This window comes from Pseudomonas sp. FSL R10-2964 (genome assembly GCF_009600035.1).
GTDB lineage: Bacteria > Pseudomonadota > Gammaproteobacteria > Pseudomonadales > Pseudomonadaceae > Aquipseudomonas > Aquipseudomonas bubulae.
Window position 1 is genome coordinate 1 of sequence record NZ_WIWH01000049.1, and the last position, 26,702, is coordinate 26,702.

27 protein-coding genes and 1 pseudogene are annotated in these 26,702 nt (G+C 59.8%); 5 read left to right on the forward strand and 23 right to left on the reverse strand.

Annotation, left to right across the window (positions count from 1 at the left end):
- Positions 1-502 precede the first annotated feature (502 nt).
- Positions 503-1,665 (forward strand): IS3 family transposase gene (locus tag GHN92_RS21475; RefSeq protein WP_087148787.1). Its coding sequence is split into 2 segments (ribosomal slippage): positions 503-758 and positions 758-1,665, totalling 1,164 coding nucleotides; the frame shifts between segments, so codons are not numbered across the junction.
- Positions 1,666-1,912: 247 nt separating this feature from the next.
- Here the strand turns inward: GHN92_RS21475 and GHN92_RS21480 are convergent.
- From GHN92_RS21480 to GHN92_RS21535, 12 genes and pseudogenes are all read right to left on the reverse strand, one after another.
- Positions 1,913-3,208 carry a tyrosine-type recombinase/integrase gene (locus GHN92_RS21480; RefSeq protein WP_256666533.1) on the reverse strand — a complete coding sequence of 432 codons (1,296 nt, stop codon included), beginning with the start codon at positions 3,206-3,208 and terminating at the stop codon, positions 1,913-1,915.
- A gap of 217 nt (positions 3,209-3,425) precedes the next feature.
- Positions 3,426-3,644, reverse strand: a pseudogene (locus GHN92_RS21485) (arylsulfatase); the annotation flags it as partial.
- Positions 3,645-3,695: 51 nt separating this feature from the next.
- Positions 3,696-4,781, reverse strand: a complete 1,086-nt coding sequence (locus tag GHN92_RS21490) for an HAD family phosphatase (RefSeq protein WP_256666534.1) — start codon at positions 4,779-4,781, stop codon at positions 3,696-3,698.
- Positions 4,778-5,830 (reverse strand): BatD family protein, encoded by a 1,053-nt coding sequence (locus tag GHN92_RS21495; protein WP_153381066.1) that lies wholly within the window; start codon positions 5,828-5,830, stop codon positions 4,778-4,780. The genes GHN92_RS21490 and GHN92_RS21495 overlap by 4 nt, the downstream gene beginning before the upstream one ends.
- Entirely contained in the window at positions 5,827-7,404 is a 1,578-nt protein-coding gene (locus tag GHN92_RS21500) for a VWA domain-containing protein (RefSeq protein ID WP_153381068.1), read from the reverse strand. The genes GHN92_RS21495 and GHN92_RS21500 overlap by 4 nt, the downstream gene beginning before the upstream one ends.
- A gap of 1 nt (position 7,405) precedes the next feature.
- Positions 7,406-8,398, reverse strand: a complete 993-nt coding sequence (locus GHN92_RS21505) for a VWA domain-containing protein (RefSeq protein WP_095026862.1) — start codon at positions 8,396-8,398, stop codon at positions 7,406-7,408.
- Entirely contained in the window at positions 8,385-8,873 is a 489-nt protein-coding gene (locus GHN92_RS21510; RefSeq protein ID WP_153381070.1) for a DUF4381 domain-containing protein, read from the reverse strand. Before GHN92_RS21510 ends, GHN92_RS21505 begins: the two co-directional genes overlap by 14 nt.
- The gene (locus tag GHN92_RS21515; RefSeq protein ID WP_095023536.1) at positions 8,870-9,820 is read right to left on the reverse strand and encodes a DUF58 domain-containing protein; all 951 of its coding nucleotides are present in this window, start codon (positions 9,818-9,820) and stop codon (positions 8,870-8,872) included. The genes GHN92_RS21510 and GHN92_RS21515 overlap by 4 nt, the downstream gene beginning before the upstream one ends.
- Positions 9,820-10,800: a MoxR family ATPase gene (locus tag GHN92_RS21520; RefSeq protein ID WP_095000489.1), complete on the reverse strand. Its 981-nt coding sequence runs from the start codon at positions 10,798-10,800 to the stop codon at positions 9,820-9,822. Before GHN92_RS21520 ends, GHN92_RS21515 begins: the two co-directional genes overlap by 1 nt.
- 24 nt (positions 10,801-10,824) lie before the next feature.
- Complete coding sequence (locus GHN92_RS24055; protein ID WP_153381072.1) at positions 10,825-11,316, reverse strand: hypothetical protein; 492 nt, start codon at positions 11,314-11,316, stop codon at positions 10,825-10,827.
- Positions 11,313-12,074: a DUF2092 domain-containing protein gene (locus GHN92_RS21530; protein ID WP_153381084.1), complete on the reverse strand. Its 762-nt coding sequence runs from the start codon at positions 12,072-12,074 to the stop codon at positions 11,313-11,315. The genes GHN92_RS24055 and GHN92_RS21530 overlap by 4 nt, the downstream gene beginning before the upstream one ends.
- Before the next feature lie 11 nt (positions 12,075-12,085).
- Positions 12,086-12,994 (reverse strand): transporter, encoded by a 909-nt coding sequence (locus GHN92_RS21535; protein WP_095000488.1) that lies wholly within the window; start codon positions 12,992-12,994, stop codon positions 12,086-12,088.
- Between the two features lie 375 nt (positions 12,995-13,369).
- Here GHN92_RS21535 and GHN92_RS21540 point away from each other — a divergent pair, with 375 nt between their 5' ends.
- Both GHN92_RS21540 and GHN92_RS21545 read left to right on the forward strand, forming a co-directional pair.
- The gene (locus tag GHN92_RS21540; RefSeq protein ID WP_178084364.1) at positions 13,370-13,723 is read left to right on the forward strand and encodes a hypothetical protein; all 354 of its coding nucleotides are present in this window, start codon (positions 13,370-13,372) and stop codon (positions 13,721-13,723) included.
- A gap of 7 nt (positions 13,724-13,730) precedes the next feature.
- On the forward strand, positions 13,731-16,094 hold the full coding sequence (locus GHN92_RS21545; RefSeq protein WP_153381074.1) for a DNA polymerase II: 2,364 nt from the start codon (positions 13,731-13,733) through the stop codon (positions 16,092-16,094).
- Here GHN92_RS21545 and GHN92_RS21550 read toward each other — a convergent pair.
- From GHN92_RS21550 to GHN92_RS21560, 3 genes are all read right to left on the reverse strand, one after another.
- Positions 16,091-16,372: a hypothetical protein gene (locus GHN92_RS21550; protein WP_016781210.1), complete on the reverse strand. Its 282-nt coding sequence runs from the start codon at positions 16,370-16,372 to the stop codon at positions 16,091-16,093. The two genes, GHN92_RS21545 and GHN92_RS21550, sit on opposite strands and share 4 nt — an antisense overlap.
- Positions 16,373-16,456: 84 nt before the next feature.
- A complete protein-coding gene (locus GHN92_RS21555) occupies positions 16,457-16,825 on the reverse strand; it encodes a type II toxin-antitoxin system HigA family antitoxin (protein ID WP_130871582.1) in 369 nt (122 codons plus the stop codon).
- Between the two features lie 3 nt (positions 16,826-16,828).
- Positions 16,829-17,131 (reverse strand): type II toxin-antitoxin system HigB family toxin, encoded by a 303-nt coding sequence (locus tag GHN92_RS21560; RefSeq protein ID WP_153381076.1) that lies wholly within the window; start codon positions 17,129-17,131, stop codon positions 16,829-16,831.
- A 248-nt stretch (positions 17,132-17,379) separates the two neighbouring features.
- Between GHN92_RS21560 and crcB (GHN92_RS21565) the strand changes: the two genes are divergently transcribed.
- Both crcB (GHN92_RS21565) and crcB (GHN92_RS21570) read left to right on the forward strand, forming a co-directional pair.
- On the forward strand, positions 17,380-17,760 hold the full coding sequence (gene crcB, locus GHN92_RS21565) for a fluoride efflux transporter CrcB (protein ID WP_095018081.1): 381 nt from the start codon (positions 17,380-17,382) through the stop codon (positions 17,758-17,760).
- 15 nt (positions 17,761-17,775) lie between these two features.
- Positions 17,776-18,180 (forward strand): fluoride efflux transporter CrcB, encoded by a 405-nt coding sequence (gene crcB / locus GHN92_RS21570; RefSeq protein WP_153381078.1) that lies wholly within the window; start codon positions 17,776-17,778, stop codon positions 18,178-18,180.
- Positions 18,181-18,238: 58 nt separating this feature from the next.
- On the opposite strand, the gene kch is transcribed toward crcB (GHN92_RS21570), so the two are convergent.
- The 8 genes from kch to GHN92_RS21610 form a co-directional block, all read right to left on the reverse strand.
- On the reverse strand, positions 18,239-19,414 hold the full coding sequence (kch, locus tag GHN92_RS21575) for a voltage-gated potassium channel protein (protein WP_095000483.1): 1,176 nt from the start codon (positions 19,412-19,414) through the stop codon (positions 18,239-18,241).
- Between the two features lie 90 nt (positions 19,415-19,504).
- The gene (locus tag GHN92_RS21580) at positions 19,505-20,563 is read right to left on the reverse strand and encodes a HoxN/HupN/NixA family nickel/cobalt transporter (RefSeq protein ID WP_153381080.1); all 1,059 of its coding nucleotides are present in this window, start codon (positions 20,561-20,563) and stop codon (positions 19,505-19,507) included.
- 27 nt (positions 20,564-20,590) lie between these two features.
- Positions 20,591-21,571, reverse strand: coding sequence for an urea transporter (gene yut / locus GHN92_RS21585; protein ID WP_095018079.1), 981 nt, complete (start codon positions 21,569-21,571; stop codon positions 20,591-20,593).
- A 190-nt stretch (positions 21,572-21,761) separates the two neighbouring features.
- Positions 21,762-22,724, reverse strand: coding sequence for an urease accessory protein UreD (locus GHN92_RS21590; RefSeq protein ID WP_095000480.1), 963 nt, complete (start codon positions 22,722-22,724; stop codon positions 21,762-21,764).
- Positions 22,721-23,368: an urease accessory protein UreG gene (gene ureG, locus GHN92_RS21595; RefSeq protein ID WP_016781201.1), complete on the reverse strand. Its 648-nt coding sequence runs from the start codon at positions 23,366-23,368 to the stop codon at positions 22,721-22,723. Before ureG ends, GHN92_RS21590 begins: the two co-directional genes overlap by 4 nt.
- 65 nt (positions 23,369-23,433) lie before the next feature.
- Positions 23,434-24,120, reverse strand: coding sequence for an urease accessory protein UreF (locus GHN92_RS21600; RefSeq protein ID WP_095000479.1), 687 nt, complete (start codon positions 24,118-24,120; stop codon positions 23,434-23,436).
- 21 nt (positions 24,121-24,141) lie between these two features.
- Positions 24,142-24,813 (reverse strand): hypothetical protein, encoded by a 672-nt coding sequence (gene ureE, locus GHN92_RS21605; protein ID WP_095018078.1) that lies wholly within the window; start codon positions 24,811-24,813, stop codon positions 24,142-24,144.
- A gap of 80 nt (positions 24,814-24,893) precedes the next feature.
- A complete protein-coding gene (locus tag GHN92_RS21610; protein WP_095000477.1) occupies positions 24,894-26,612 on the reverse strand; it encodes an urease subunit alpha in 1,719 nt (572 codons plus the stop codon).
- Positions 26,613-26,702: the final 90 nt, after the last annotated feature.

Genomic DNA, 26,702 nt, shown 5'->3' on the forward strand with positions numbered 1-26,702 from the left:
CCGAGGGAGTTCAGGCGCTTAGCGGCAGCATCAATTTAACGGGGACTTGGTGTCCGGTTTGGTAGGGGCAAGTCCAGTTCCACATCTCGGTCTATCGTTTGCCGATAGGCTTGCTCTACGCCACTGGTGCAGGCTAAACGAATGGAAGCTATGCAAAATTTGCACAGCTCCAATGGTGCAGGCTCATGGGCGACCTTTGAGGAGCATGTCGTATACCGTGCTTTCAGGCATGAGCACCGTTGTGACTCGCAATGAGTAGCCATTGGGCTCTTTAGGAAGGCTTACAGCACTTAATGCCGTAAGGCTCGACAGTGCGACAGTCCCTTGGGTCTACCGTTTGCCGGTAGGCTTGTTCTACACCACGCCACTGGAGCAGGCCCTTAGGAGCATAAGTACAAGAATCCTGTACCTTAAGTCCTACCAGCTCCAGAGCCCGTATGTAGTGGTCTAATGAAACCGGACACTCATTTAGGCGAGAATGCTCGCCATATCGAGGTGTCAGATGACCAAGCAACGTCGTGTCTTTTCCGCTGAATTCAAACGCGAGGCTGCTGACCTCGTACTCAAACAAAATTACAGCTGCATCGAAGCCAGTCGTTCACTCGGCATTGGCGAGTCGGCCCTGCGCCGTTGGGTCAGTCAGCTTCTGCAGGAACGCACAGGCGTCACCCCGCAGAGCAAGGCGCTCACCCCAGAGCAGCAAAAGATCCAGGAACTGGAAGCCCGAATCGCCCGTCTTGAACGAGAGAAATCGATATTAAAAAAGGCTACCGCGCTCTTGATGTCGGAAGATCTCGAGCGTTCGCACTGATCCATCAGCTAAGCGCCCATGAACCTGTTGACTGCTTGTGCGAGGTGTTCGAAATCACCCGTTCGACTTACTACGCCCATCACCTCAGGCGGCGTTCTCCGGGCGTTGAGAGAATTCGATTACGCAGTCGAGTCAACGAACTGTTCACCCAGAGCCGAAACGCTGCTGGCAGCCGAAGTATCGTGTCGATGATGCAGGATGATGGCGAGCAGATCGGGCGTTTCAAGGTGCGAGGCTTGATGCGGGAACTGGGGTTGATCAGCAAGCAGCCTGGCTCGCATGCCTACAAAAAAGCAACGGTCGAGCGGCCTGACATTCCAAATACACTGAATCGTAAATTCGATGTTCCCGAGCCAAACAAGGTTTGGTGCGGTGACATCACCTACATCTGGGCGCAAGGGAAATGGCACTACCTGGCCGTGGTTATGGATCTCTATGCTCGCCGGATAGTGGGCTGGGCGTTATCAGGAAACCCGGATGCTGACTTGGTCACCAAAGCACTGGATATGGCCTATGAGCAACGCGGGAAGCCTCAAGGGCTGCTGTTTCATTCGGATCAGGGATCGCAATATGGAAGTCGCCACTTCCGTCAGCGTCTGTGGCGGTACCGCATCAGCCAGAGCATGAGTCGCCGGGGCAATTGCTACGACAACTCGCCGATGGAGCGAGTATTTCGCAGCTTGAAAACCGAGTGGATACCTTCAGTGGGTTATATGTCGGTTCAGCAGGCACAACGAGACATCAGTCATTATTTGATGCATCGCTACAACTGGATACGGCCTCATCAATTTAATGGCGGGCTAACGCCGGCTCAGGCCGAGAAAAAACTTAACGTCGTGTCCGGGATTAGTTGACCACTACAGTATTCCCGTATCAAGGAACCAAGAGCGACCTTTTTGTCCTCCCCTAACGAATATCGTTAGGTCTCTATATTTGGTATAGACCCCAACGTCCAGCTCGATACCCGCAAGGCGTCCTTGTGAACCTTTAAGCACTGATACAGAAATCCCCTACCAGACTCACCTCAAGTCCATCATTTGGTGATAGACCGGTTCAGATTTGAGCTCGTTAAAGTGGGTAGATTTCCCACCTTCACCGGACTCACTTCAAGGCCACCTTTAAGGCATCAGCCATACGCCCCACTTCCACAGCACTCCCCGCACCATAGAGGTCATAACTAATCGACCCCGATGAGTGCCCCAAGATCGACTCAGCGGTCCCCACAGGCACCTCAGCGGCCTTCAAGGCTCCAGCCAATGAGTGTCGCAAGGAATGAAACGATAGGCTCGCCTTGCCTTTGTCTAACCCAAGGGTCTTCTTGATGAACCTGTTGAGCCTCTCTTGGGTCGCTGAGCGTGAGCCGCTACAGAACAGAGCGTTGCCTTCAGGTGACCCAGCAACAAACCCAAGGAGGTCTTTGAGGTCAAACCCATAGGCCTCATCGGTCAACGGCACAACCCTAAGGGAACTCTTTGTCTTCACTGACTTACCATCATCAGCATTGATGCTCACGACCCACTGACCATTGACCTCAACGATGTCCTTACGGGTCAACTGAAGGACCTCAGCGATACGGGCACCTGTGAGAACCCCTACAGACACTGCCCAGCGGGTCTCATCGGTCACAGGCAATGAGTTGGCAGCAACCATGAGCCGAGCCACTTGGTCCTTAGAGAACGCTCTACGGGAGCTGTCAGCATCCTTGGTCAACTTAAGTCCTTTGTCGAAGCTCTTATCAAGGTAGCCATTGTTCACAGCCCACGACATGACAGTTGATAGGCGAGTCAATAGCTTGTTCACAGTGGAGCCTTGACGATCAACCATGAGGGCACCTTTGAGAGCAACCATATCCGCCCGAGTGTGCCCCTTAAGATCCAACCCAGCGAAGGCCCCCGAGAGCGTCTTACAGACAGAATGGATATCCCGCAAGGTGGCAGGCTCAACGTTGGCCTTATGTTCCTCTATGTAGAGTGTGGAGAGCTCATTGAAGGTGATACCCGAAGAGGTTCCTTGAGAGGTTCCTTGAGATGCGCTTACAGATAGGGACACACAAGGAGAAGCATGTGAGTGGGGTGCCCCAAGCTCAGTGACCAGATCAGACAGAGCCCCAGAGTCACCATGAAGACGACCATGAGCAGCCTTGAGTACCTCTTGGGCCTTAGAGAGCCCTTGTTGCTGAGTACTGGTCATTGCCATTTGGCTTGATGCTTTCCTAAGGTTATCGCTTAGATCCCCGTAGATCGACTCATAGGCGACCAGAGAGCTATCACCATGTGCCATGGTCAGGGCTTCCTCTGCGATAACGTAGAGGTGATCGCGTAGCTCATCCCAAGTTGCCCCGGTGTTGTCCAGATGGAATACAGCGAGAGCCGAAAGGATGTCCTGAGAGATGGTCATGGCTGTGGCCTTATCGTTGGTCAGCAAGGAGACCGAATGGTAACCCGTAGAGGACCCTTGGGGACGCAGCCTGAGGTAGTAACGACCAGACCTACGATAGTGGTAGGGCTTAGCTAAGGCAGTCTGTAACAGCTTTGGTGCAGTTTGAGGGATCATCGAGGTTGTCATATGGATCAGGCCCTTTGTCTACTGGGTGATCTCTTCGGTCCTCAGAGTTGTCAGTGAACATCATGCCTTCTTTGGCAATCCGGTCGATGTTGGGGGTTTTGTAGCCCACCACACCCATGGAGTAGGCGCTGATATTGGACTGGCCAATGTCATCACCAAAGATCACCAGGATATTGGGTTTTTCGGCGGCCACGGCGGTGGCGGACAACGCCATCACCGAAGCCGCCACGAGGGCTAGCCGGGGGAACCACTTGGCTGTTCGAGTCATGCAACTTGCTCCTTGTTGACCTGGTTGGTGCACTGCTGACGGCTGTTTTTCTTATTGCTGTTGCTCGTTGGCACTGGTCTCGAACGGGTAGATCCGTCGCCATTGCGACGCCATATCGACGATAGTCCAGTCCTGCTGTTTTGCCTGATCGAGCGCCTTGTCCAGGCGGCCGATTTTCGAGTCCTTGTCATAGGCCCATTCGCGTTTGGCGTCGGTGTGATGCACCAGCCCCATCAGGCGCGGGCCGTCGCCGGCGGCGGTCCACTGGAGCATCTGCAGGTCGCCGTCGGAGTTGCCGAAGGCGAGGATCGGTCGGCGGCCAATCACGCTGTCGATACTTACCGGCTTGCCGGGGCCGTCATCGTTGTGGGCAATTTTGGCGGTGCGCAGGATTGACGGTTTGCCGTCCTTGACCTGGTATTCGGTGACAAACGTGGAGCCGATCACGTGCTCTGGCGGTATGCCATAGACCTCTTCGGCAAATACGCGCATAAAGCCGGTATCGCCGCCGGACACGATGTAGGGCTTGAATCCCTGGCTGCGCAGGTAGGCCAGCACTTCCAGCATCGGCTGGTAGACCATCTCGGTGTAGGGCTTGCCGCTGGTGGGGTGGCGTGCGCTGCTTAGCCAGCGCTGGACGTTGTCGCGGAACTCATCGGTGGTGAGCCCTGCGTGGGTCTTCATGAAAATTTTCAGCAGGCCCTCCATGCCGCTTTCGGCCAGGGCTTTGTGGTCGTTTTCCAGCACCGCCTTGAACGGTTGCTGGTCTTTCCATTCCGGGTGTTGGGGGGCCATGCGTTTGATTTCGTCGAAGGCAAACAGCTCCTCGAAATAACCAGGTTGCTCGCTCCACAGGGTGCCATCGTTGTCGAACACGGCGATACGCGCTTCGGGTTGTACAAAGCCCTTACTGTCTGGCGTGGTAACCGTCTCGACAAATTCGATGATGCTTTTTTTCGCCGGCCCTTGGTTCCAGGAGGGCAACGGGTCGGCAGCCAGGGCGAACAGGGGCAGGGCGAATAGCAGAGTCGCTGCCGTTCTTGCCGAGATCCTTTTGCTCCAGTGGGAGCGAGTCTGCTCGCGAAGGCCATTCGCGAGCAGGCTCGCTGCCACGGCTACAGTTTTTTGTTTATTCATTTTTGGAAGTCCTTTTCATGTCTTGGGTTGAGCGGGCGCAAACCATAGTTTTTGCGCGGCGGGCGGTTGTGTTTCCACTGACGCATGGCATTGAAAGCGTGGAGCAAGCGCCGCCGGTTCACAGCCAGGGCAACGGCCAGCAGCAATAACCCGATGCCAACCAGCAACGTGGCGGGCAGCCGCAGCCGGCTGGGTTGGCCCATTTGCCTGAGGTCGTCAACGATCGAGAACACCGGGGTGTAGCTGCTGCTGGCTGTGGCCTTGAAGGTGACGGCCGGGAGTTCGCCGAAACGGATTTGGCGGTTCACGCTGTCCCACCATTTGACGCGGATTGCCGGCAGCTCGAAATCGCCTTCGCGCTCGATGCGATAACTGACCCGGTCAATGCGCTGACCGCCATTGAAACCGCCCCGGCCGTCGTCCAGATTGCTCACCTGCGGGGTCTGCGGGTAGGCACCGAGTCCGGCCACCGAGCCCCGGGGCGGAGCGGGCAGGGCCAGCCCCGGGGTACCGTCGGCCTGTAACGTCACGCTGCGGGTCAGGCTGTCACCCACCTTGAACGGGCCGCCTGGCGGGGTCAGGGTCTGGCTCAGGCGCAACGCGCTGGCCACCAGTATCGGTTCGCCGGGGCTGAACCCTTCGGGCAGACTGGCACGAAAGGTCAGCACCGGGGTTTGCCCCGACAGCTCATGGCTGGCCTGCGCCGGGGTCGCGCGCACTGTCAGTGGCGCGATCGAGAACGCTTGCGCCTGCGTCGGGGTGATTCGATAGGTGTAGCGCAGGCCGCTGAAGGTCTGGCCCTGAATCGTCTGCGACAGGTGCCCGGCCTCACCATTGGGCGGTGTCACATCGGTACCGTCCAGGTTCAGTTCGGGTAATGACGCACCACGGGTGAACCAGCTGTCGGTGAGCACATCGACCTGCAACTGCAAGGTCTCGCCCACCACCACGGCATCACCCGGTACCAGCCGGGCCTGCACCAACAGTTGCGGTTCGTTGGCCTGTGCCAGGCCGACGAACATCAGCAGTACCAGGGCGCAGGGCTTCATGGCGCCACCTTTTGGTCTTGCAGGCTGAATTTTTGCCGCAGGAAATTGGCCGGAGAGGTGGTCAGGTTTTGCAGCCATTGTTCGTCGCTGGCCGCCTGCGGGGTTTGCAGCGGTTTGCTCTGGCCTTTGCCTGGGGGCTTGTCGAATTTGACTGCGTCGGGTTTGACCTCGGGGGTGTTCTGCTCGGCGCTGTCGGTATCTTTTTCCATGGCAATGGCCAATGCCAGGTTGGCACTGGCTTCGGGGAACTGCGGTTGCAGGGCCAAGGCCTGGCGATAGGCGGCAATCGCCTGATCGAACTTGTAGCGGCGTACGTAAATATTGCCCAGGTAAAAGTACGCCGGGGCGGTGTTCAACCGGGCAAAGCTGGCCAGTGCCAGATCGAAATCGGCGGCGTTATAAGCTGCGATGCCTTTCCAGTAAGGATCGACAAATAACTCGGCTGCTGCGGGGTAGTGCTGGTGCTCAAAGGCCCAGCGCCCTTGCTGATCCCGGGTGAAGAAGGCATCGGTCAGTGCGTTGGCCTGCGCCGGTGACGGTTGCAGGGCCAGCCCTGCGCCCAGCAGCAGGACGGCGTTCCAGTTGAGGCTCCAGCCACGGCGCACCGAGAACCAGGCAAGCAATAGCAGGGGCCCGCATAACCAGTAACCGGCGTCTTTCCATTGCAGCTCGCGCTGCTCGTCGCTGGCGGCCTGGAAGTGCTGTTGGGCGTGGCCTTCGACCCAGTCCAGATCATCGTTGTTTATGGTCAGGCTGCCCAGCGGTGCATCGGTGGCCGCGGCCAGTTGCTTGAGCGCGGCGCTGTCGAAGCTGCCCAGTTGCGGGCGACCGGAACTGTCGGTGCGCGGTTGGCCGCGGGCATCACGAATGATCCCGCCATTGCTGCTGCCCACTGCCAGTACCAGTACTTGCAGGGCATTGTCTTGCAACAGGGCTTTGAGGCTGTCCAGTTGGGTGGTGTCGGCACCGTCGGTGATCAGCAACAGGGTGCCCGGAGCTTTCTCGGCCTGCAGCAGGCGCCTGGCCTGCTCGATCACTGCCGCTACGTTTTTGCCGGGCCGGGCGATCAGATCGGTGCCCAGGGCCTGGATAAAACTGTCGAGCAGCGCCGGGTCGTCGGTGGCGGGCAACACCAGATGGGCGCTGCCCGCGTAGGCGATCAGGGCCGTGCGGGCACCGCTGCGCCGGGCAGTCAGGTCATGCAATTTGTGCTTGGCGGCTTCCAGCCGGGTGGGCTGCACATCGCTGGCATCCATTGACGGGGACAGGTCGAGGGCAATGATCAACGGCGCGCGGTTTTGCAGGAACGCCGGGCGGTCCTGTTCCCAGGTGGGGCCTGCGGCCGCAATGGCGCCGATGATCAGCAGGGCAGCGGTCAAATGTACCGGGCGCAGGCGGTGGCTGTCGGGCGGGGTGACCAGCAAGTGTGGCAGCAGGTGGGGAGCGATGATCGCCCGCAAACGCCGTTGCTGGTCATGGCTGCGGCGCCACATTAGCGGCAGCAGGGCACCCACAATCGCCAACAGCAGCCAGGCCGGGCGCAGAAAGTGGAAGTCACTCAGGTTGATCTCCATTTCAGGCCTCCCGCGGTGGTGAGCGCGGGTGGCGCCGTGAGGCCAGCAGTGCGAGCAGATGATACAGCGCTATCAGGCTGATGGCGGCCGCTACGGGCAACCAGAACAGGTCCCGTTTGGGCTGGTGGCTGAAGGTTTGCACCCTGTGCGGGGTGAGCTGGTCGAGGGTGGCGTAGACCTGGTTCAGGCTGTCACGGTCTTCTGCGCGAAAGTACTGGCCGCCGGTGCTTTTGGCGATGCTCTGCAGGGCGGCCAGGTTGACCTTGGCTTCGCCGTCGGCATCCGGGTCGCCTATGCCGATGGTGTGGATCACTACCCCTTTGGCCGCCGCCATGGCCGCGGCACGGGGCACGGGGATGGCGCTGCTGGTGTCGTTGCCGTCGGTGAGCAGGATCAGTACTTTCTCCTGCTCGTGGGCCTGGTCGAGCAGTTTCAGGCTCAGGCCGATGGCGTCGCCGATAGCGGTGTCGGGCCCGGCCATGCCGATGCCGGTGTCGTCCAGCAGCAGCGACAGGCTGGCGTGGTCGAGGGTCAGGGGCGCTTGCGGGTAGGCAGCGCTACCAAACAGGATCAGGCCGATGCGGTCGTCCTTGCGCCGGGCAATAAAGTCCTGCACCACGTGTTTGACCGCGCTCAGGCGGTCGATCCTCTGCCCGCTGGCGTCGGTGAAATCCGTGGTTTGCATCGATTGAGAGATATCGATGGCAAGCATCAGGTCGCGCACCGGTTGCTGGCGCTCGATGGGTTTTTCGACCCATACCGGTCTGGCCACGGCCACCACCAGCAATGTCCACACCAGCAGGTTGAGCAGCAATTGCCAGATGTTGTGCTGCGCGCCTGCGATCTGTGGTGCTTGATCGACAGCGCGGCTCATGGCGTTGAAAAACGGTACGCGTACTGCACTGCGGGCTTCGCGGTAAGCGGGCAGCCAGCGGTAGCCGAACCACGGCAAGGGCAGCAACAGCAGCAACCAGGGATAATCAAACTGCCACATGGTGCAGCTCCACCCAGCGTGTACAGGTGTCGACCAACTGCTGGCGTTGTGCGGCGGGCAGGGCGAGCAATTGCTCATCCTGGGCGTAGGCCAGAAACGCCAGTTGCTGGCTGAAATCCTCGGGCACAGGCGGCGGGCCGTGGCGTTGTAAAAAGTCCTGCCAGGCCTCGCCCTGCAGAGGCGCCGCTGCCTGCGGGACGGGCATGGACAGTGCCACCCGTTTAAGCAGCGTGGGCAGTTCGCGCAAGGTGCCCAGCGGGTCGTTGGCCGCGCGCAGTTGTGCCAGCCGTTGCAAGGCCTCGCGCCGGTAGCGCTCACGCCGCCACTGCCAGCAGGCGCGTGCCGCCCAGACCGCCAGGCCGGTCAGCACAACCCCAAGCAAGGCCCACCAGCCCCAGGTCTGCGGCAGGTAGCTGACGGGTGCAGGCAGGGCCAGGGTTTGCAGTTGCTCAATGCTGGGGATAGGACTGCTCATGGCCGCGCCCCGCCCAGTTTGCCCAGTTCGATCCGCAGCTGGCTGTGAGTATCCTGCGCGGTGCTGAACATCATCAGCGGCACCTGGCTGCGGCGCAGCAGGCTGGCGATGTCCTTGAAGCGCCCGCTGAGGAAGTCGCCCAGTGGCTGGCGTACGTGTGCGTGCTCTACCGCCAGCTCCACTTGCAACTGGCCCTGGGTAACCAGCAAGCGCCCGGTATCGGGCAGGTCCAGCGCCAATGGGTCGTAAACCTGCATGGCGATGACATCGTTGTGCACTGCCAGTTGGCGCAGCAACTGCAGGGTGTGCGGCCCGGCCCCGGCGAAATCGCTGATCAGGCAAATCAGGTGGTCGTGACCGGCGATGGCCAGGCAATGTTGCAGGACCTTGTCCAGTTGGTCGGCGTCTTCGCAGTCCGGTTGAGTGGCATTGAGTTCCTGGTTTTGCCGGGCAATTTTGCTGCACAACGCCTCCACCCGTTTGCGGCTGCGCAGCGGGGCAATACTGTCGATGCGTTGATCGTTGAATACCAGGGCGCCCACCCGGTCACCGGCGTTGAACACCATCCATGCGGCCAGTGCACCCAGTTCGGCAGCGGTGGCGGATTTGAAGCTGCGGCTGGAGCCAAAAAACATCGACATGCGCTGGTCGACCACGATCAAGGCCGGGCGGTCGCGTTCTTCGGTAAAGGTACGCACCACTGGCTTGCCAGTGCGCAATGAGGCGCGCCAGTCGAGGTGGCGAAGGTCGTCACCGGGTTGATAGCGGCGTAGTTCGTCAAAATTCAGGCCGCGGCCACGCAAGCGCGAAGCATGATTGCCCGAGAGGATACTGCCGTGGGGTTGGCGGGCGACAAAACTCAACGCCCGCGCTTTGAACTCCAGCGCCATCAGTTGCGCAAGCGAGACGTATACCAGGCCGTCGGCCTCCTGCCGTTGGGCGTGCATCAGGCAGGTATCGCGACTTTGTCGAGTATGCGTTGCAGTACCTGATCAGCGCTGACGCCATCGGCCACGGCGTCGTAGCTCAGTTGCAGGCGGTGGCGCAGTACCGGATACGCCACGGCGCGCACGTTGTCCGGGGTGACAAAGGCCTGGCCGCGCAGCCAGGCGTCGGCACGGGCGCAGCGGTCAAGGCCGATACCGCCGCGGGGGCTGGCGCCGATACTGATCCAGCGGGCCAGATCGGCGTCATAGTCGGCAGGACGGCGGGTGGCGTTGATCAGGTCGATCAGGTAAGCATCGATGGCGGGGGACACGGCCACTGTGGCGACTTCGCGGCGAGCCGCGAAAATCACCTCCTGACCCAGGGTAAACGGCGGGGCTGTATCGGCCGTGGCGTGCTGCACCTGTTCCTCAGCGCGCAGCATGCGCAGCACCCGGGATTCATCTGCCGGGCTTGGGTAGTCGAGCAGCACTTTCATCACAAAGCGGTCCATCTGCGCCTCGGGCAGCGGGTAGGTACCTTCCTGTTCGATGGGGTTTTGCGTAGCCAGCACCATAAACAGTGCGGGCAGCGGGTGGCTGTTGCCGGCGACGGTGATCTGCCGTTCTTCCATGGCTTCAAGCAGGGCCGCCTGCACCTTGGCCGGGGCGCGGTTGATTTCGTCGGCCAGGATCAGGTTGCCGAACAACGGCCCGGGTTGAAAACGGATCAGGTTCTGGCCGTCCACCTGGTGCAGCACCTCGGCGCCGGTGATGTCCGATGGCAGCAGGTCAGGGGTGAACTGGATACGGCTCATCTGCGCCTCCAGGTGCCTGGCCAACGCCTTGACGGTGCGGGTCTTGGCCAAACCCGGCAGGCTTTCGAGGAGCAGATGACCGTTGGCCAGCAAGCCGACGATGATCTGGCGGATAACCTCGTCCTGGCCCAATACCGCTTCGGCGATGCTGGCTTGCAGGGCATTCAGATCGTTGAGCGCTGTCATAAAGCATTCCTTGCTTGAGCACGATTACCAGGGGGCGGGGACCATCACAAACTGCACGTTGCCACCCACATAGCGGGGCTGATACCAGGTTGGTCCGCAGTGTTGATACGCCACATTGTTGGCCACGACCGATACGCAGTCCGCAGGCACGCTGGTGACTTGCGAGCCGATGGCTATTGCCGTGGCCGTGGTTGCACCGACCACGGCGGCGGCTGCCCACGGGTGATACCAGTTGTCCGGTGGTGGTGGCGCAGGCAAGGGCCGTGGCGGAGGTGGCATGGGCCGTGGTGCCGGGTAGGGATGCGGTTGGGGGGCCGGCTGCGGGTAGGGGTGCGGCCCCGGCTGTGGATGCGGCTGTGGCTGTGGCATGGGGTGCGGCGCTGGGTGTCCGCCAGTGTGCGGCAGCACAAAAGTCCGTGCGCCGCCACCACCGCGCAGTTGCCAGGCCAGGGCGACAGAGGTGTGCAGCAGGCAGGCGCTGAGCACGCCACAGAACAGCCAGTGCAGACGCTTCATGGTTGCGCCTCCAGGCTGTATTTGCTCGGGGCCCACTGCAACGGCACTTCCTGGGCACCTGCGGGCGGATCAAAATCAAAGCTGTGGGCGCTGATTGCCGGTTTGAGCTGCCAGGTAAAGTCGACGCTGTGACGCGGCTGCTCGGGTATGTCGCGACGGGTGATGGTCAGGCGGCACGGCAGGCGCTGTTCGCCGTCACGCAGCCACAGCTGCCAGTCGATAGCATCCTGACGCAAGGCGTAATGAACACAGCGCTGGCCGTCCAGCGTCTCACTGCCAATCAGCACGGCCGAACGCAAACCGGCCTGTCTGACGGTGTTGGCGTTCCAGCGAAACAGGTCGGCCAGCGGCAACTCGATGCCATAGCGACTATTGAGCAGGTCGATCAGTGCGTTGATGTTCGCCGGGGCGGGGGCGCTTGCGTAGTAGGGGCTGGGGCTCTGGTAGAGGGTGAAGCGCTTGCCGTTGTAATAGAGGGTGCGGTGTATGCCCTGATTGTCCACTGAGACCAGCAGCTTGTCCGGCTGTTGGGCCAGCAGTCGGGTGGTGTGCCGAAATTCGACGGTCTGGCCGTTATCCAGTACCTGGTCTGTCTGGCTGCGGGCCTCGACGCCAAACTGCCTGAGGCTGCGCAGGTAACTGCCCATCTGCTCCAGGGCCTGCACAGCCGCAGGCTCGATGGCGGACGGGTCGCCGGCATGGGCGTGCAAGGCCAGGGCCAGTAACAGGCCTGGCACTACGCGACGTACCCGAGGCATGGTCACGACGCTTACCAGACGTACTGCATGCGCAGCGTCCAGGTGGCGATATCCGGTGAGCCTTTACGCTCGCTCACGGTGTCGGTATAGGCCAGCAGGCCGCCGAATTGGGGGGTGAGCATAAAGCCCATGCTGGCGCCTGCCAGGGTACTTTCCTGTTTGTTGTCCTGCCAGTCGCCGTCAATTTTTGTCTCGCCGCCCCGGCTATAGGTGGCGTCCAGCGAAGCCCAAAGGGCGCGGTTGAAGTCGTAGCTGTAATGGCCTTCGATGGCATACAGGGGTTTTTGTTCGAGCTTGCTGTTGCCCTGGTATTCATCGTTGGACCCGAACAACGACACCATGGTGTTGATCTCCAGCCAGGTGGGGCCTATGGGGGTGCCGAAACCCAGCTCGGGTTTGTACACCCAGCGATTGGCACCGATATTGATCACCCGGTTCTTGTCATAGTCGCCGGTGGGGGTGGTGACTGTCAGGGCTGCCGTGAGAAAGGTCTCGGGAGTCCATTTGGCGAACTCCTCCTTGCTCAGGGCGGGGCCGCCAAAGATGTTGTGTGCGAACACCAATTGGGTGTCACCCATGCCACCGTTGTGTTTGGTACCGGTGAAATAGCGGGCGTTGTCGAATGATGCGGATAGATCGGCGTAAGGCTGCAGGATCTCGAAGGCACTGTTGCGCCCGTCGATACCGAAGCTACGGGCATAACGCAGGATATACAGGTCGGCATTGAGGGACAGACCGTCGATGGGTAGCGAGGTGTCGATGGGGGTATTGGAGTCGACGCGGTTGTAATAGCCGAACAGCATGTTCAGGTCGGTGGGGGTGTTTTGCCAGTCACGGGCGTTGTCGGCCCAGCCTGCCAGCGGCGTCAGGATCAGGGTGAGGGCGGTAAAGCTGGCCTTGCGAGCGGTACTTGCTCCCATCGTAGTGCTCCTTCAATCGCTCTTTGGCGGTTTATCGTCCGATGCCCGGCGTGTTTATTTGTTTACTGAAGCTAGCAGCAACCGCGAAATTCGCTGGCTGGAGACGCAAATGCTGCTGATTCTGTGGGCTGGGTCTCTTTTAAATGACGAGCGGTTATAGGTGTTGCGCTCGGGGAGCAGGGTTGGTGTTGTTCAAATTTTTGCTTTTGCTGTAGCCACCCCCAGGAATGGATTTGTCCCCGGTGGTTTTAACTGCAATACCGGCGACATATTTTCTCTGTGGGACCAAGCCCATTCAGCGGACTACTGGTTATTTAGCCACCTATGGGCACTGGCTGCGTGATATCGTATTGACCTTTATCCAGAGGTTATCCAATGCGAATGCTGATTAGCGTCATGAGTCTGGCCATGCTGGCCGGTTGTGTGTCTCCTGCGATGGACACTGCCCGTAACCAAGCCCCGACCCGGGTGCTGGCTTCGGAAAAAGCCACGGCGCTGGTCGCCGAATGCATCAAGTTTTCCTGGCAGGATGAAAGCGTGTTCGGGGTCGATGCCAGTGCCTATATCAATAACGACAAGGCTGGCAAACAGACCGTCTACACCCGTGGCGCCGAGTCCTTTGCCGATCTGACGCCCCAGGGCACCGGCACGGCAGTGAGCTACTACGCCCAACAGCCGGGTGATGCTGCTGCCATGCGCCGCCTGGCGATGCTGGCGACATGCCTGTAACCGCGTAATGGACTTGAGGCAGGGCTTTGTCCTGACCCGGCACTGGCGTGATACGCCGTCGGGTATCGAGGTCGACTTCTGGTTGGCCACCGATGACGGGCCGCAGCAGGTGCGCCTGCCTTACCAAACCTGCACCGCGTTTATCCCCAAGATTCAGCTTGGCCAGGCCCAGGCTCTGCTGCAGAACGAGCGCGATATCGAATGGCGTGAGCTGGCGCTGTGTGATTTCCAGTCGCGCCCGGTGATCGGCCTCTACTGCCGCCAGCATGCCCAGTTGATGGACATCGCCCAGCGCCTGCGCCGCGCCGGGGTCGATGTGTACGAGGCCGATATACGCCCGCCGGAGCGGTTCCTGATGGAGCGTTTTATCACTGCGCCGGTGAGCTTTGGCGGCCGTGTACAGGGCGATGGCCCGCTGCTGGACGCCCGGATCAAGCCGCATCCCGACTATCGACCCCGTTTGAAACTGGTGTCCCTGGATATTGAAACCAGCGAGCAGGGCGATCTGTATTCCATTGCCCTCGAGGGCTGCGGTCAGCGTCAGGTGTATATGCTGGGCAAGGCCACCGCGGCCGATACCCCGGTGGATTTCGACCTGGAGTTCTGCTCCAGCCGCGGCGACCTGTTACTGCGTCTTAACCAGTGGATGGCCCGGCATGACCCCGACGCGATCATCGGCTGGAATGTGGTGCAGTTCGACATGCGGGTGTTGCACGAGCATGCCCGGCGCCTTGGTATCCCGTTGCTGCTGGGGCGTGGCAGCAGTGAAATGCAGTGGCGCGAACACGGCACGCGCAAAAACCATTTTTTCGCCAGTGCTGCGGGCCGCTTGATCATTGACGGCATCGAGTCGTTGCGCTCAGCGACTTGGTCGTTCCCGTCTTTCAGCCTGGAAAACGTCGCCCAGACCCTGCTTGGCGAAGGCAAGGACATCAGCACGCCGTATCAGCGCATGGACGAAATCAACCGCATGTTCGCCCACGACAAACCTGCGTTGGCGCGCTACAACCTCAAAGACTGCGAACTGGTCACGCGGATTTTCGCGAAAACCGAGCTGCTGACCTTTTTGCTGGAGCGCGCCTCGGTCACGGGGCTGGAGGCCGATCGCAGCGGTGGCTCGGTGGCGGCCTTTTATCACCTGTATATGCCGTTGATGCACCGTCAGGGCTTTGTCGCCCCCAATCTGGGGGACAAACCGCCCCAGGCCAGCCCCGGCGGCTTTGTCATGGAGTCCGAGCCGGGGTTGTATGAGTCGGTGCTGGTGCTCGATTACAAAAGCCTGTACCCGTCGATTATCCGCACTTTTTTGATTGACCCGCTGGGGCTGGTTGAAGGCTTGCGCGAGCCTGGCGATGAAACCTCGGTACCGGGCTTTCGCGGTGCGCGTTTCTCTCGCACCCGGCACTGCTTGCCGGCCATTATCGAGCGCGTGGCCAAGGGGCGCGAAGTGGCCAAGCGGGACAAAAACGCGCCCCTGTCACAGGCCCTGAAAATCATCATGAATGCGTTTTACGGGGTGCTGGGCTCCAGCGGTTGCCGGTTTTTTGATACGCGGCTGGCATCCTCGATCACCCTGCGCGGGCATGAAATCATGCTCAAGACCCGCGCACTGATCGAGGCCCGGGGCTATAGCGTGATCTATGGCGACACGGACTCCACCTTTGTCTGGCTGCGCAGTCAGCACAGTGAGGAGGACGCGGCGAGTATCGGCCGTGAGCTGGTGCAGTACGTCAACGACTGGTGGCAGGCCCATGTGCGTGACGAGTATGGGCTGACCAGCGCACTGGAGCTGCAATTCGAGACCCACTACAGCCGCTTTTTCATGCCCACCATTCGTGGCGCCGAAGAGGGCAGCAAAAAGCGCTATGCGGGGTTGGTGGTGCACGCCGACGGCCGTCGGGAGATGGTCTACAAGGGGCTTGAGACCGTGCGCAGCGACTGGTCACCGCTGGCCCGGCAGTTCCAGCAGGCGTTGTACCTGCGCATCTTCAATCGTCAGCCCTGGCAGGCCTACGTGCGTGACTTTGTGCGTGCCACCCTGGCGGGTGAGCATGATGAACTGCTGATCTACCGCAAGCGCCTGCGCCGCCCGCTCAGTGATTACGAGCGCAATGTGCCGCCCCATGTGCGGGCGGCGCGGCTGGCCGATGAATTTAACGACCGGCAGGGGCGGCCCCGGCAGTACCAGAATGGCGGGACGATCAGCTACGTGATCACCGTGGCCGGCCCCCAGCCGTTGGAGAACCGTACCGCAGAAGTGGATTACGAGCACTATCTGTCGCGTCAGCTGCAACCGGTGGCCGACGCGATTCTGGTGTTTGTCGATGACAATTTCAGCGCCCTGGTGGGCGGGCAACTGGGGTTGTTCTAAGCGTCGCTGGCAGGGCTGGCGGCGGCCTTGGAGCGGGCACGATCCTTGGCGGCCTTGGCTTCGGCGGCCAGGCATTCCAGGCAGAACTGCTCGGCATAGCTCATCAGGATTTCGGTGGTGTCGCCCTTGATCGTGCGGGACCCAGCGAGGATATAGCGCATGCGCTTTTCCGTGACCCCGAGGCGCAGGGCAATCCAGGCCGGGGTCTGGCCGATGCGGTCGACCAGTTTGTTGGCGTATTCGGTGGAGTGGTTGTAGCGTTCAGCGTTGGGAAACATAGGGGTTCCATGGGGCGGTAGGATGAAGCCGGAGGGCATGGTACTCCTTTTCACCCGCGCCTATGATTTTGCCTGCCCCGACGGTCACGACTTGACCGGCTTGATCAGACTCTCTGTCGGGATGCCAAACATCTCATGCAGCTTCCAGATCATGGGCAGGGTCAGGGAGCGCTTGCCGTTGAGCACTTCATACACCCGGTTCTGCCGGCCGATCGCAGGCACCAGGTCAGCCGCTGACAACCCGGACTGCTCCATCCTGAAGCGGATGGCATCCACCGGGTTGGGCAGGTCGACGGGAAAGTGCTTGGCTTCGTAGGCTTCGATCAGGGTGATCATGACCTCCAGGTAATCGCCCTCAGGTGTCCCGGGCTGCGGTTCATTGTCGAACAGCGGCGAAACCGACTTCAGTGCGTCTTTGTAGTCCTGCTCGGTGCGAATTGGACGAATATTCATGGCTTACTCCATTTCCACGGTGTTGGCATCGATGGCGTCGTACTGCTGGTGAGTGCCTGCGAATTTGATATAGATGGCGCTGAAGCGGCAGGCCACAGCTACCACGAGCCGATAGTCGTTACCTTTGATGTTGAACACGACCCGGTTGCTCTTGAGAATGCTGGCATGGCGAAACGGCGCCTTGATGTCGGCCGGCGTTTGCCAGTTTGCCTTTTTCGCTTCATCTATCCAGCAGAGGAAGGATTGCTCTGAGCCTGGGTGCTGTTGCCAAAAAATCTTGAGCTGACTGACTGCGATGATTCTCATAAAACGATCCTGGTCCCATGATGGGACTTTTGCAAGTTGGCTTTACGTCCTGTGCTGCTCAAATACCCTGCAACTCTCAGGAGCGCCAGTTTGAAAGCTTGAGCAAATATGAGCTGCGCCATTCAGGCCTCACTGCCCCCGGCATGGACTCTTCTGTAACAGCGAAAGACCCGGCCCAAGTCATGCCCGCCCGCTGTTTTATGAACTAGAGTTTCCCCCACTCACCAACAGACACGAGAGGGACTTTCATGACAGCGCTGGATGTTTTCTGGGTCGGGCTGGGGGGCGGGCTGGGCTCGCTGTTGCGCTGGTGGATCGGTTTGCGGGTAGGGCAGTTCTATAAGGGGCCGTTTCCGCTGGGTACATTTTTGATCAACGTCAGCGGCGCCTTTGTAATCGGTTACCTGAGCATCCTGTTTACCGTGGACTGGCGCGACCGCTACGGCGACTTCCTCAGCGCCGCGGTGCTCACCGGTATCCTGGGCGGTTACACCACATTCAGCAGCATGCAGCTGGATGCCTCGAAACTGGCCAAGGCCAGGGATCGTGCATGGGCCGCAGGTTATCTGATCATCTCGGTACTGGTCGGCCTGGCCGCCGCCGCTTTCGGCGCCTGGCTGGCGCGCTGACTCAGGAGTCACACCATGCTCAACATGATTATTCTGATTTTCGTCGGTGGTGCGTTCGGCGCCATGTGCCGCGAGTTCGTCATGCTCTCGGTGCCGCGCCTGGCCGATGGTTTTCCCATGGATATCTTTGTCGCCAATATCGTCGCCGCGTTCCTGCTGGGCGTGGCCACGTCGCTGTTCAAGAGCAACCGCATCAACCAGTACGTGCACGTGATGGTCGGCACCGGGATCATGGGCGGGTTATCCACGTTCTCCAGTTTCGTGTTTGGCGCAGTCGAGATGATGCAAGACCCGGGCAGTGTTTTTGTCTCCATCTGCTATCTGGTGATCAGCCTGGTAATCGGTTTTGCTGCCGTCGAACTGGGTCTGATTGCCGGGGCCAAGGTTACGCCGCTGCCTGCATCCGATACCCAGCAATAGGCCCTTGCAGCACCCATGAAAAAGCCCTCGTCAGAGGGCTTTTTTATCCTGCCAAGTCTCAGGCCAAAGACGTACGCTTGCCGAAGAACATCTCGGTGATCAGATCATTGTTGATTTGATCGCCCTGCAGGGTACGCACCAGCAACTCACTGCCCAGCAACGGCAACGACAGCACCATGGTCGGGTTGACGCGTTTGACCTTGGGCATGTTCCGCGTTTCGTTGACCAGTGCGATGATCTGGGTTTCGTCGCCTGCCACTTCCTTGGCCGCGAGAATGGTGAACACGTTTTCGGCGTCGCTGTCGCACAGGGTGACGATGTACTTGGCGTCCGCTGCACCGGCCAGTTTCAGGGTCGACGCGGCCGACGGGTCACCTTCAATGATATCGGCCTTTTCCGGCAGGTCATGCTGGCTGCCGGCCGCGCATACCACCGTGACGTGTTCGCCGCGATCGGTCAGACCTTTGTAGACGTTTTGTGCCAGGGAACCAACGCCAACGAGGATGTAGTGATTTTTACGCGCCATATGGGTAATCCTGCCTTTAACAATACGTTGGATGTTGTTGCTGATCAGCGGGCCGGCAATGGACGCCACCGAAATCGCGAAGATGGTGATGCCCAGGATGATCACTGTCAGGGTGAAAAAACGCGCATCGGTGGTATGCGGGACGATGTCACCAAAGCCTACGGTGGACATCACCACGATGGCGAAGTAGAACGCCGATGGCAGGTCCGTCACCGGCGGTGCAAAGCCATCACCGATGTAGAGCGTGCCCAGCGTGCTGTAGACGATCAGTGAGGCGATGCTGACCACCGCAAAGAAGCTGCCCGAGGCCAGGCTGTAGTGGTCAAAACGGCGCCAATAGAAGGCCAGCACGGCAATGGTGACCAGCGAGAAGAAGGTCACGCCGTCAGGTTTTTTCAGAATGAAAAAATCCACGCAGACCGTGGCCACCAGCAGCAGCAGGGAAAAAAACCAGCTGATGCGTGACTTGATCAACAGCCCCAGTGACATCAGCAGGAGTACAAGCCCCACCACAAACCCGGGGATTTCCAGCAAGGCTAAAAAGCTTAATGCCTCCTTCCAGGTATCAAAGGAGCCGGATTTGGCATTGGCATGGGCAACGCCACGTTCCAGCACCGGCAGAAACAAAAGAAAGCCGTTGATCGCAACCAGCAAGGCGACCCCATAGGCAAAGGAGATCCGATTTTTTACGTCCTGTAATAAAGTCATGGCACCTACGACGCGTCAGTTAAGGGGTGAGGGGAGTGTAGGTCAGGTTTATCGGGCTGCCACCAGCAGCCCGTGTGCTTGAGCCTCTGATCAGGCGTTGGCAGGCAGTTGGTCATAGCCGCGGATGTAGTAATTGAGGGCCGAAATCAGCCAGCACAGGACAAACATCCCGATGATCCAGTAGCCAATCTCGCCGAAGTTTTCACTGATGGCATTGATCGGCGTCCATATCCCGCCGGTGAGTTGCAGTTTTTCGGCAATCAACCCCAGCGCTTCGACACCACCAATAAACAGGGCCACCACCACCGAGGCGGCAGTGATGGTGATGTTGTAGTAGAGCTTGCGCACCGGTTTGGAAAACGCCCAGCCGTAGGCACCGATCATCACGAAGTTGTCCAGTGAATCGATCAGGGCCATGCCCACCGCAAACAGCACCGGGAACACCATGATTGACCACAGGCTGATGCCGTGGGAGGCGCTGGTGGCGCTGATGCCCAGCAAGCCGATTTCGGTGGCAGTGTCAAAGCCCAGGCCAAACAGAAAGCCCACCGGGTACATGTGCCAGCTTTTGTTAACCAGGTTGAACACCCGACCAAAAATTCGCGCCATCAGGCCACCCTGGTGGGTGGTGATCAGGTCCAGTTCTTCGGGGGGCAGGGTGTGGCCGGCCTTGACCTGTGTGAACTTCTTGTACACCGAGATCAGGATGACCAGGTTGAGCACGCCGAACAGCAGCAGGAATACCGAGGACACCAGGGTGCCGATCAGGCCGCCGGTTTCATGGAACCACTCCATATCGTCCTTGAACGCCATTGCCGTGGCCGCAATCGCGAAAGACGCCAGCACCACAATGGTCGAATGCCCCAGGGAGAACCAGGTGCCTACGGCTATCGGGCGTTTGCCCTGTTGCATCAGCTTGCGGGTGACATTGTCGATGGCGGCAATATGGTCGGCGTCCACGGCGTGGCGCAGGCCGAAGCCGTACGCGAGCAATGCGGTGCCCATCAAGACCGGGTTGTTGCCGAACTCGATAAAGGCCCAGGCCCAAGCCAGCAGGTTGGCCACGATCAGGCCGGTCAGCAGATAAATGGCGCGCCGTGTGGTGTTCGACGGCTCGGCATTTGTCAGGGGGTAGGCAATCGCGGTCATGGAAAGACTCCGGCAAAGGGATCGAAATTATTGGCGGTGGGCCGGCATGACGTCTTTGTTGGGCACCAGAAACAGCCAGGAAGCCAGTACAAAGGGCATGGTCAATGTCGGGATGCCAACCGGGGCCAGTACTGTATTCAAGGCGCCTTGCACAAATACAGTGAAAACCACGCCAATCAGGGTGTAGATCAACACGCGCCAGCTGGGCTTGTTGAAGGTCGAGCCCAGGGCGATGGCAGTCAGCACGGCGCTGAAGGCATACAGGCCGTTATTGATGCTGGCGTGTTCGGCTTGCAGCACCACGGCCACCAGCACCGCCAGCAGCGAGCCCAGCAGGCCGAACACCGCGGCCCACAACGATGACACCGCCAACCCGGCGAGAAACAGCACGCTGCCGATCACCGTGCTGATCAAGAACACTTCGGAGATCCCGTAGAACGTGCTCTTGAACAGGTCGATGCCATCGAACAGGCTGGTGTTGTACGCGACCAGATCATGGGGCAGGTTGGGCACGGGCAGGGCGCTGGTGTTCAGGCCGCCAAAGGCATAGCTGGCCAGCAGCATGGTCCAGGTCACCAGCACGAAGGGCGCCGTGAGGGCGGCGACTTTCCAGGTCTTCAGAATATCGGCGATGCAGATGGTGACGATTACCGAGACCACGCTGCCGAGGATAATACACAGCCACAGGATGGGTGTGACGGCGAGGAAGGTAGGCAGGGCAGCGCCGACCAGGCAGCCGTTATAGCCGTAGAGGCCGGCCTTCCAGGAAGTGCGGTCCTTGAGGTGCATACCGGTAAGGGTTGCCACGACCGTGCCCAGCACACTGCCGAAGGCCATGGCCGGGTTGCCTTCGCCAAACGCGCCGACAAAAATGGCGGCAAAAAACAGTAGCCCGGTCAGCGGGTTATTCTGGAACATGACCTGAGCACAACCACGCAGGGTGACGTCGATAAACTCAAGGACGACGTTGCCATCCACGATTTTCGACCACTTGGATGCAGCTTCCATATTGACTCTCCCAATTGAGCATTTGGCCAGGATCAGCTTGCGTAGCAGCTGCCATAGGAACGAGGCTGCGTTCGGCGGCGCAGCCGTCGCAAAATCAGGCACTGCGGTGTGCCAGTCAAACCCTGCCCTCAGGAATTACGACGGCTGCGCCGCCGGACGCAGCCTCGTTCCTTCGGCAGCTGCTACACAGCTACTTCCACAAAAACGCGGGTTGCAGGGTCACGCCCAGGATTTCTTCGCGGGCCACCTTCCAGAACTCGCGGATTTGCGCCTTGACCTCGCCACTGTCGTTGCCCAGCACCTTGAATATCAGCCCGCAGTCGTTGGGCAGGCGGGTCACCCCGCTGGCCAGCCCGGCCTGCATGTCAAACAGCGCCGGGATGCGCTCGACAATCCGGTCGTGATGCTCCCTGGGCGTGAGCAATACCACGTTGCCGAACACATCGAAGGTCTGCATCACGCCAATGGCGTCCAGGCTCTCTTTTTTTGGCTCAAGAATGTACTTCTCGACAAACAGCTCGCGACCCTCGAGGTTCTCGGCGCGCACCCGGGAGGAGTACACGTCAAAGCCGAAACGCTCATCCACATGATGATACTTGCGCCCCGACATCAGGATTTCGCAGTAGATGGCCGTCGCCGTGGGGTGGATCCTGATTTGCGTGTCGGTGATAAACCGTGCATTGCGATGGGGGATCAGCGGGTCGGGCATAAACTCCAGGTAGCCGCCTTCTTCGATCGTGAAGTGCTGGATTTGCGAGGCGTAGTTGGCATTCATCGAATGCACTTTGGTCGCCGACTGGGTGGTGACGTGCCCGCAGGCACCCACCCCCACGTTGACATCAGTGGCCAGGCGGTCGCCCTGCAGCACGCAGCCCGAAGTTGAAATCATGGTCACACAGGGCAGCTCGGGCATTTCCTCGTCCCAATACAAGGCCCGTTGCACCAGCGATGGTACGCGGCGCTCCATGTCCGCCAGCACGCTGCGGTTACCGCGCTTTTCAAAACCCAGGCGCAGGTAGCCGCTTTTACCCACGGCACCGCTGTGCATTTGCGCCGGTTCGTCCTGGTACTGCGACAGCTCCGGCGCATCAATGCCGAGTGAGTGAGCGCGTAGCCGTGACGGGTTGTTCACGATCTGGCTCTGCGCTGTCATGCACTGACCCCGCTTTTGACCGCCGGTTTTTGTGCGAACAGGAACATGTGCTCGATCATGTCCACCAGTTCTTCAATGCCCTGACCGGTCTTGCAGTTGGTGAGGATATACGGGCGGTTGCCGCGTACCACTTTGGTGTCGCTTTCCATCACATCAAGGCTGGCGCCAACGTAGGGGGCGAGGTCGATCTTGTTGATGATCAGGATATCGGCCTGCACCAGCCCCGGGCCATTTTTGCGCGGGATTTTCTCGCCTTCGGCGACGTCGATCACGTAGATATAAAAGTCGGCCAGGGCCGGACTGAAGGTCAGGGTCAGGTTGTCGCCGCCGCTCTCGATCATGATCAGGTCGCTGTCGGGGAACTTCTCTTCCATTTCCTCGACCGCGGCAATGTTCATGCTCGGGTCTTCACGCACTGCGGTGTGCGGGCAGGCACCCGTTTCCACACCGAGGATCTTGTCTTCATCGAGGATACCCTTGAGGGTACGTTTGACCTGTTTGGCATCTTCGGTAGTGACGATATCGTTGGTGATGATCAAGGGCTTGTAGCCACGGTTGATCAGGATCGGAGTGATCACTTCGATGATCGCGGTTTTACCTGAACCGACCGGGCCGCCAATACCAATACGAGTAATCTTTTTCACGGTTATTTCCTTACCAGATAGGGGAGCGGAAGCTGCGTCGACACATGCCGACGCAGCCCGGGGTGTCAGTTCATGAATAGCCGTACATGTGCCTTGACGTGCACGGCGGCGAGCACATCGACTATCGGGACATAGGAGGACATCTGCTCGATATCGCCGACTTCGGCGATATCGCAGAACGCTTCAATGTCGTGGTTGAGTTCGAACAGGATGTGCTGGGTGTCCAGGTGCGTGACCCGCATCAGGCGCATGGCCGCGCTGAGGATGGTCATGGCCACGCCGTACTGGTGCATCACCACGACCTCACGGGCACCGATGCCCTGGGTCGACATCACCACGGCCTGGGTGACGGGGTAGGTGCCTGCCGCGTTGCCGGCCTTGATCTGTTCAAGCCACCAGCGCACCAGCGGTTTTTCGACGACATGGATCGACATTTCCGCCAGTTTTTTGCCCATGCGCGTGGCCATCAACCGGCTTTCTTCATTGAGCTTGCGGTTATTCACCGCCCAGTCGGCGCGTAAAATGCCGTCGCGGTCTTCTGCCACGGCAGCCCGGTGCGCAGCGACCACGCCCATGCCGTCACAGCTGGCCGCCTGCTTGAGGGCGGTGAGCACAAAACCCTTCAGGGTCGGGACATCGTGCACGATGCCTTTTTGAATGGCCGATTCCACGCCGTTGGAGAACGAAAAGGCACCGACCGGCAATACGGAATCGCCAAACTGCATGATGCGAATTAGATCTGATGCGTTCATCTATGCGCCTTCTTGCCGGGTTCAGTGCTTATGGCTGTGAAACGTATGGCCGTTGTCGTGACTGTGACTGTGTGCGTCATGGCTGTGCACGCCCTGGATCTTCAGGGCGGCAGCGTCCAGCTTGTCTTGCGGGCTGGCCACGTGAACATGGGTGTCGGTTTCTTCGGCACCGCCAAACAGCAGGCGCGCCTCGGATGTGGTCAGAAGCGGCAGGATTTCGGCGCCGCCAACAAAAGCGTACGGCAGGTGTTGAAAGCCGTGGGTGCGCATCACCGAGTCCATCATTTTGGTTTCGACGGTGAGCGGGATATAGACCTCGTTGTTTTTGGTCACGGCTTTCCAGTGCTGGTTGCCGAGGGCATGGCCCAGCTCGAAGCTGGTTTTGATCAGCACGTCCAGGGGCTGTTTTTTCAGCTCCTTGAGATCGATGACCATCACGTCGCGCAGGTTCAGTTGCACCACCACGGCGGTGTTGGAGCCTTCATCCCAGAGCAGCACATCGCCGTCCGAGAGCACCACGTTACGTTCCAGCGAAATGCCCAGGTCAAGACCGCCGAGGCTGGTGCGTCGGCAGCGACTTTTTTGCGCTTCACGCTGGTCGAGCACCAGCAGGTCAACCTTGGCGCCTTCGAGTTTGTGTTGCCAGTGCGGGTCTTTCTTGGCGTTGCCGAGTATGTGTTCAATCAAAATCACGTCGCAAACTCCTTCCCTGAATCATGTGCCGGGCGTGTGCCACCGGGTGCAGGTGCCCCCGGTAGCGGCCCGTTCAGGCATTAGCCAAAGAAATAACGCTGGTTCATGGTGGCCACATCGATGGGCTTGCACGTGGCGTGTACGCCGTCGACTTTTACCGCGAAAGTTTCCGGATCAACATCGATATGCGGGGTCTGGTCATTGCGCACCAGGTCCTTTTTGGACACGGTGCGGCAACCGCGCACCGCCATGACCTGACGCTCCAGCCCGGCCTTTTCTTTCACCCCGTCTTCCAGCGCCGCTTGCGACACGAAGGTCACGCAGGTGTCTTGCAGGGACTTGCCGAAGGCACCGAACATCGGACGGTAGAACACCGGCTGCGGGGTTGGCAGAGAGGCGTTCGGGTCACCCATGGCGGCCCAGTTGATCATGCCGCCCTTGATCACCATTTTCGGTTTGGCCCCGAAGAAGCGCGGATCCCACAGCACCAGGTCGGCCATCTTGCCGACTTCCACCGAGCCCAGCACATGGCTGATACCCTGGGCCAGTGCCGGGTTGATGGTGATTTTGGCCACGTAACGCAGCACCCGGAAGTTGTCGTTATCGGCGCTGTCTTCCGGCAGTTTGCCACGCGACACTTTCATCGCATGGGCGGTTTGCATCACCCGCAGCCAGTTTTCACCGACCCGGCCCATGGCCTGGGAGTCACTGGAAAACATGGAGATCACGCCCATGTCCTGCAGCACGTTTTCGGCGGCAATGGTTTCCGGGCGTACGCGGCTTTCAGCAAACGACACGTCAGCCGGCACGTTCGGGTTGAGGTTGTGGCAGACCATGATCATGTCGAACAGCTCGGCCTGGCTGTTGACGCCGTAGGGCAGGGTCGGGTTGGTCGAGCTTGGCAGTACGTTGCTCTGGCTGGCCACCTTGATGATGTCGGGGGCGTGACCACCACCGGCGCCTTCCGTGTGGAAGGTGTGAATGGTGCGACCTTCGAAAGCATCGATGGTGTCTTCGACGTAGCCACATTCGTTCAAGCTGTCAGTGTGCACCGACACCTGCACGTCCATCTCGTCGGCGGTACGCAGCGCATGGCGCAGTGCGTTTGAGGTTGCGCCCCAGTCTTCGTGAACCTTGAGCCCGGCGACACCGGCGATGATCTGTTCGGCCAGCGGCTCGCGGCCAAAAGAGTTGCCCTTGCCCAGCATGCCGACGTTGATCGGCAGCCCTTCGAGCGAACGTAGCATCTGGCGGATGTTCCAGGGGCCGGCAGTCACGGTGGTGCCGTTGGTGCCATCGGTAGGGCCGATACCGCCGCCGAAGAAGGTGGTAATGCCGTTGGACAGCCCGTGATAAGCCTGCTGCGGCGAGATCAAGTGAATGTGGGTGTCGATCCCGGCTGCAGTCAGGATCAGGTGCTCGCCGGAGATGGCGTCGGTGCTCACACCCACGACCAGGCCGGGGGTCACGCCGCTCATGATGCCCGGGTTGCCGCTTTTGCCGATCCCGACGATCTTGCCGTCACGGATACCCACGTCGGCTTTGATTACGCCCTGGATCGCGTCGATGATGGTGACGTTGGTGATAACCAGGTCCAGTACGCCGTTGTCGCGGGTCAGGGTATTGTCGGCGCCCATGCCGTCGCGCAGGGATTTGCCGCCGCCGTAAACGGATTCTTCACCGTAACCGCGCAGGTCCTTTTCAATCTCGACAAACAGGTTGGTGTCACCCAGGCGGATTTTGTCGCCCGTGGTTGGGCCGAACAGGCCTGCGTATTCTTTGCGTGAAATGGTTGGCATCGGTGGCTCCTTTTCTAGGCTCTGTACGTAAACCCAAGAAATACGATTTTCTGTAAAATACACCGCCATTAAAGCCAGGAGGCCAAGATG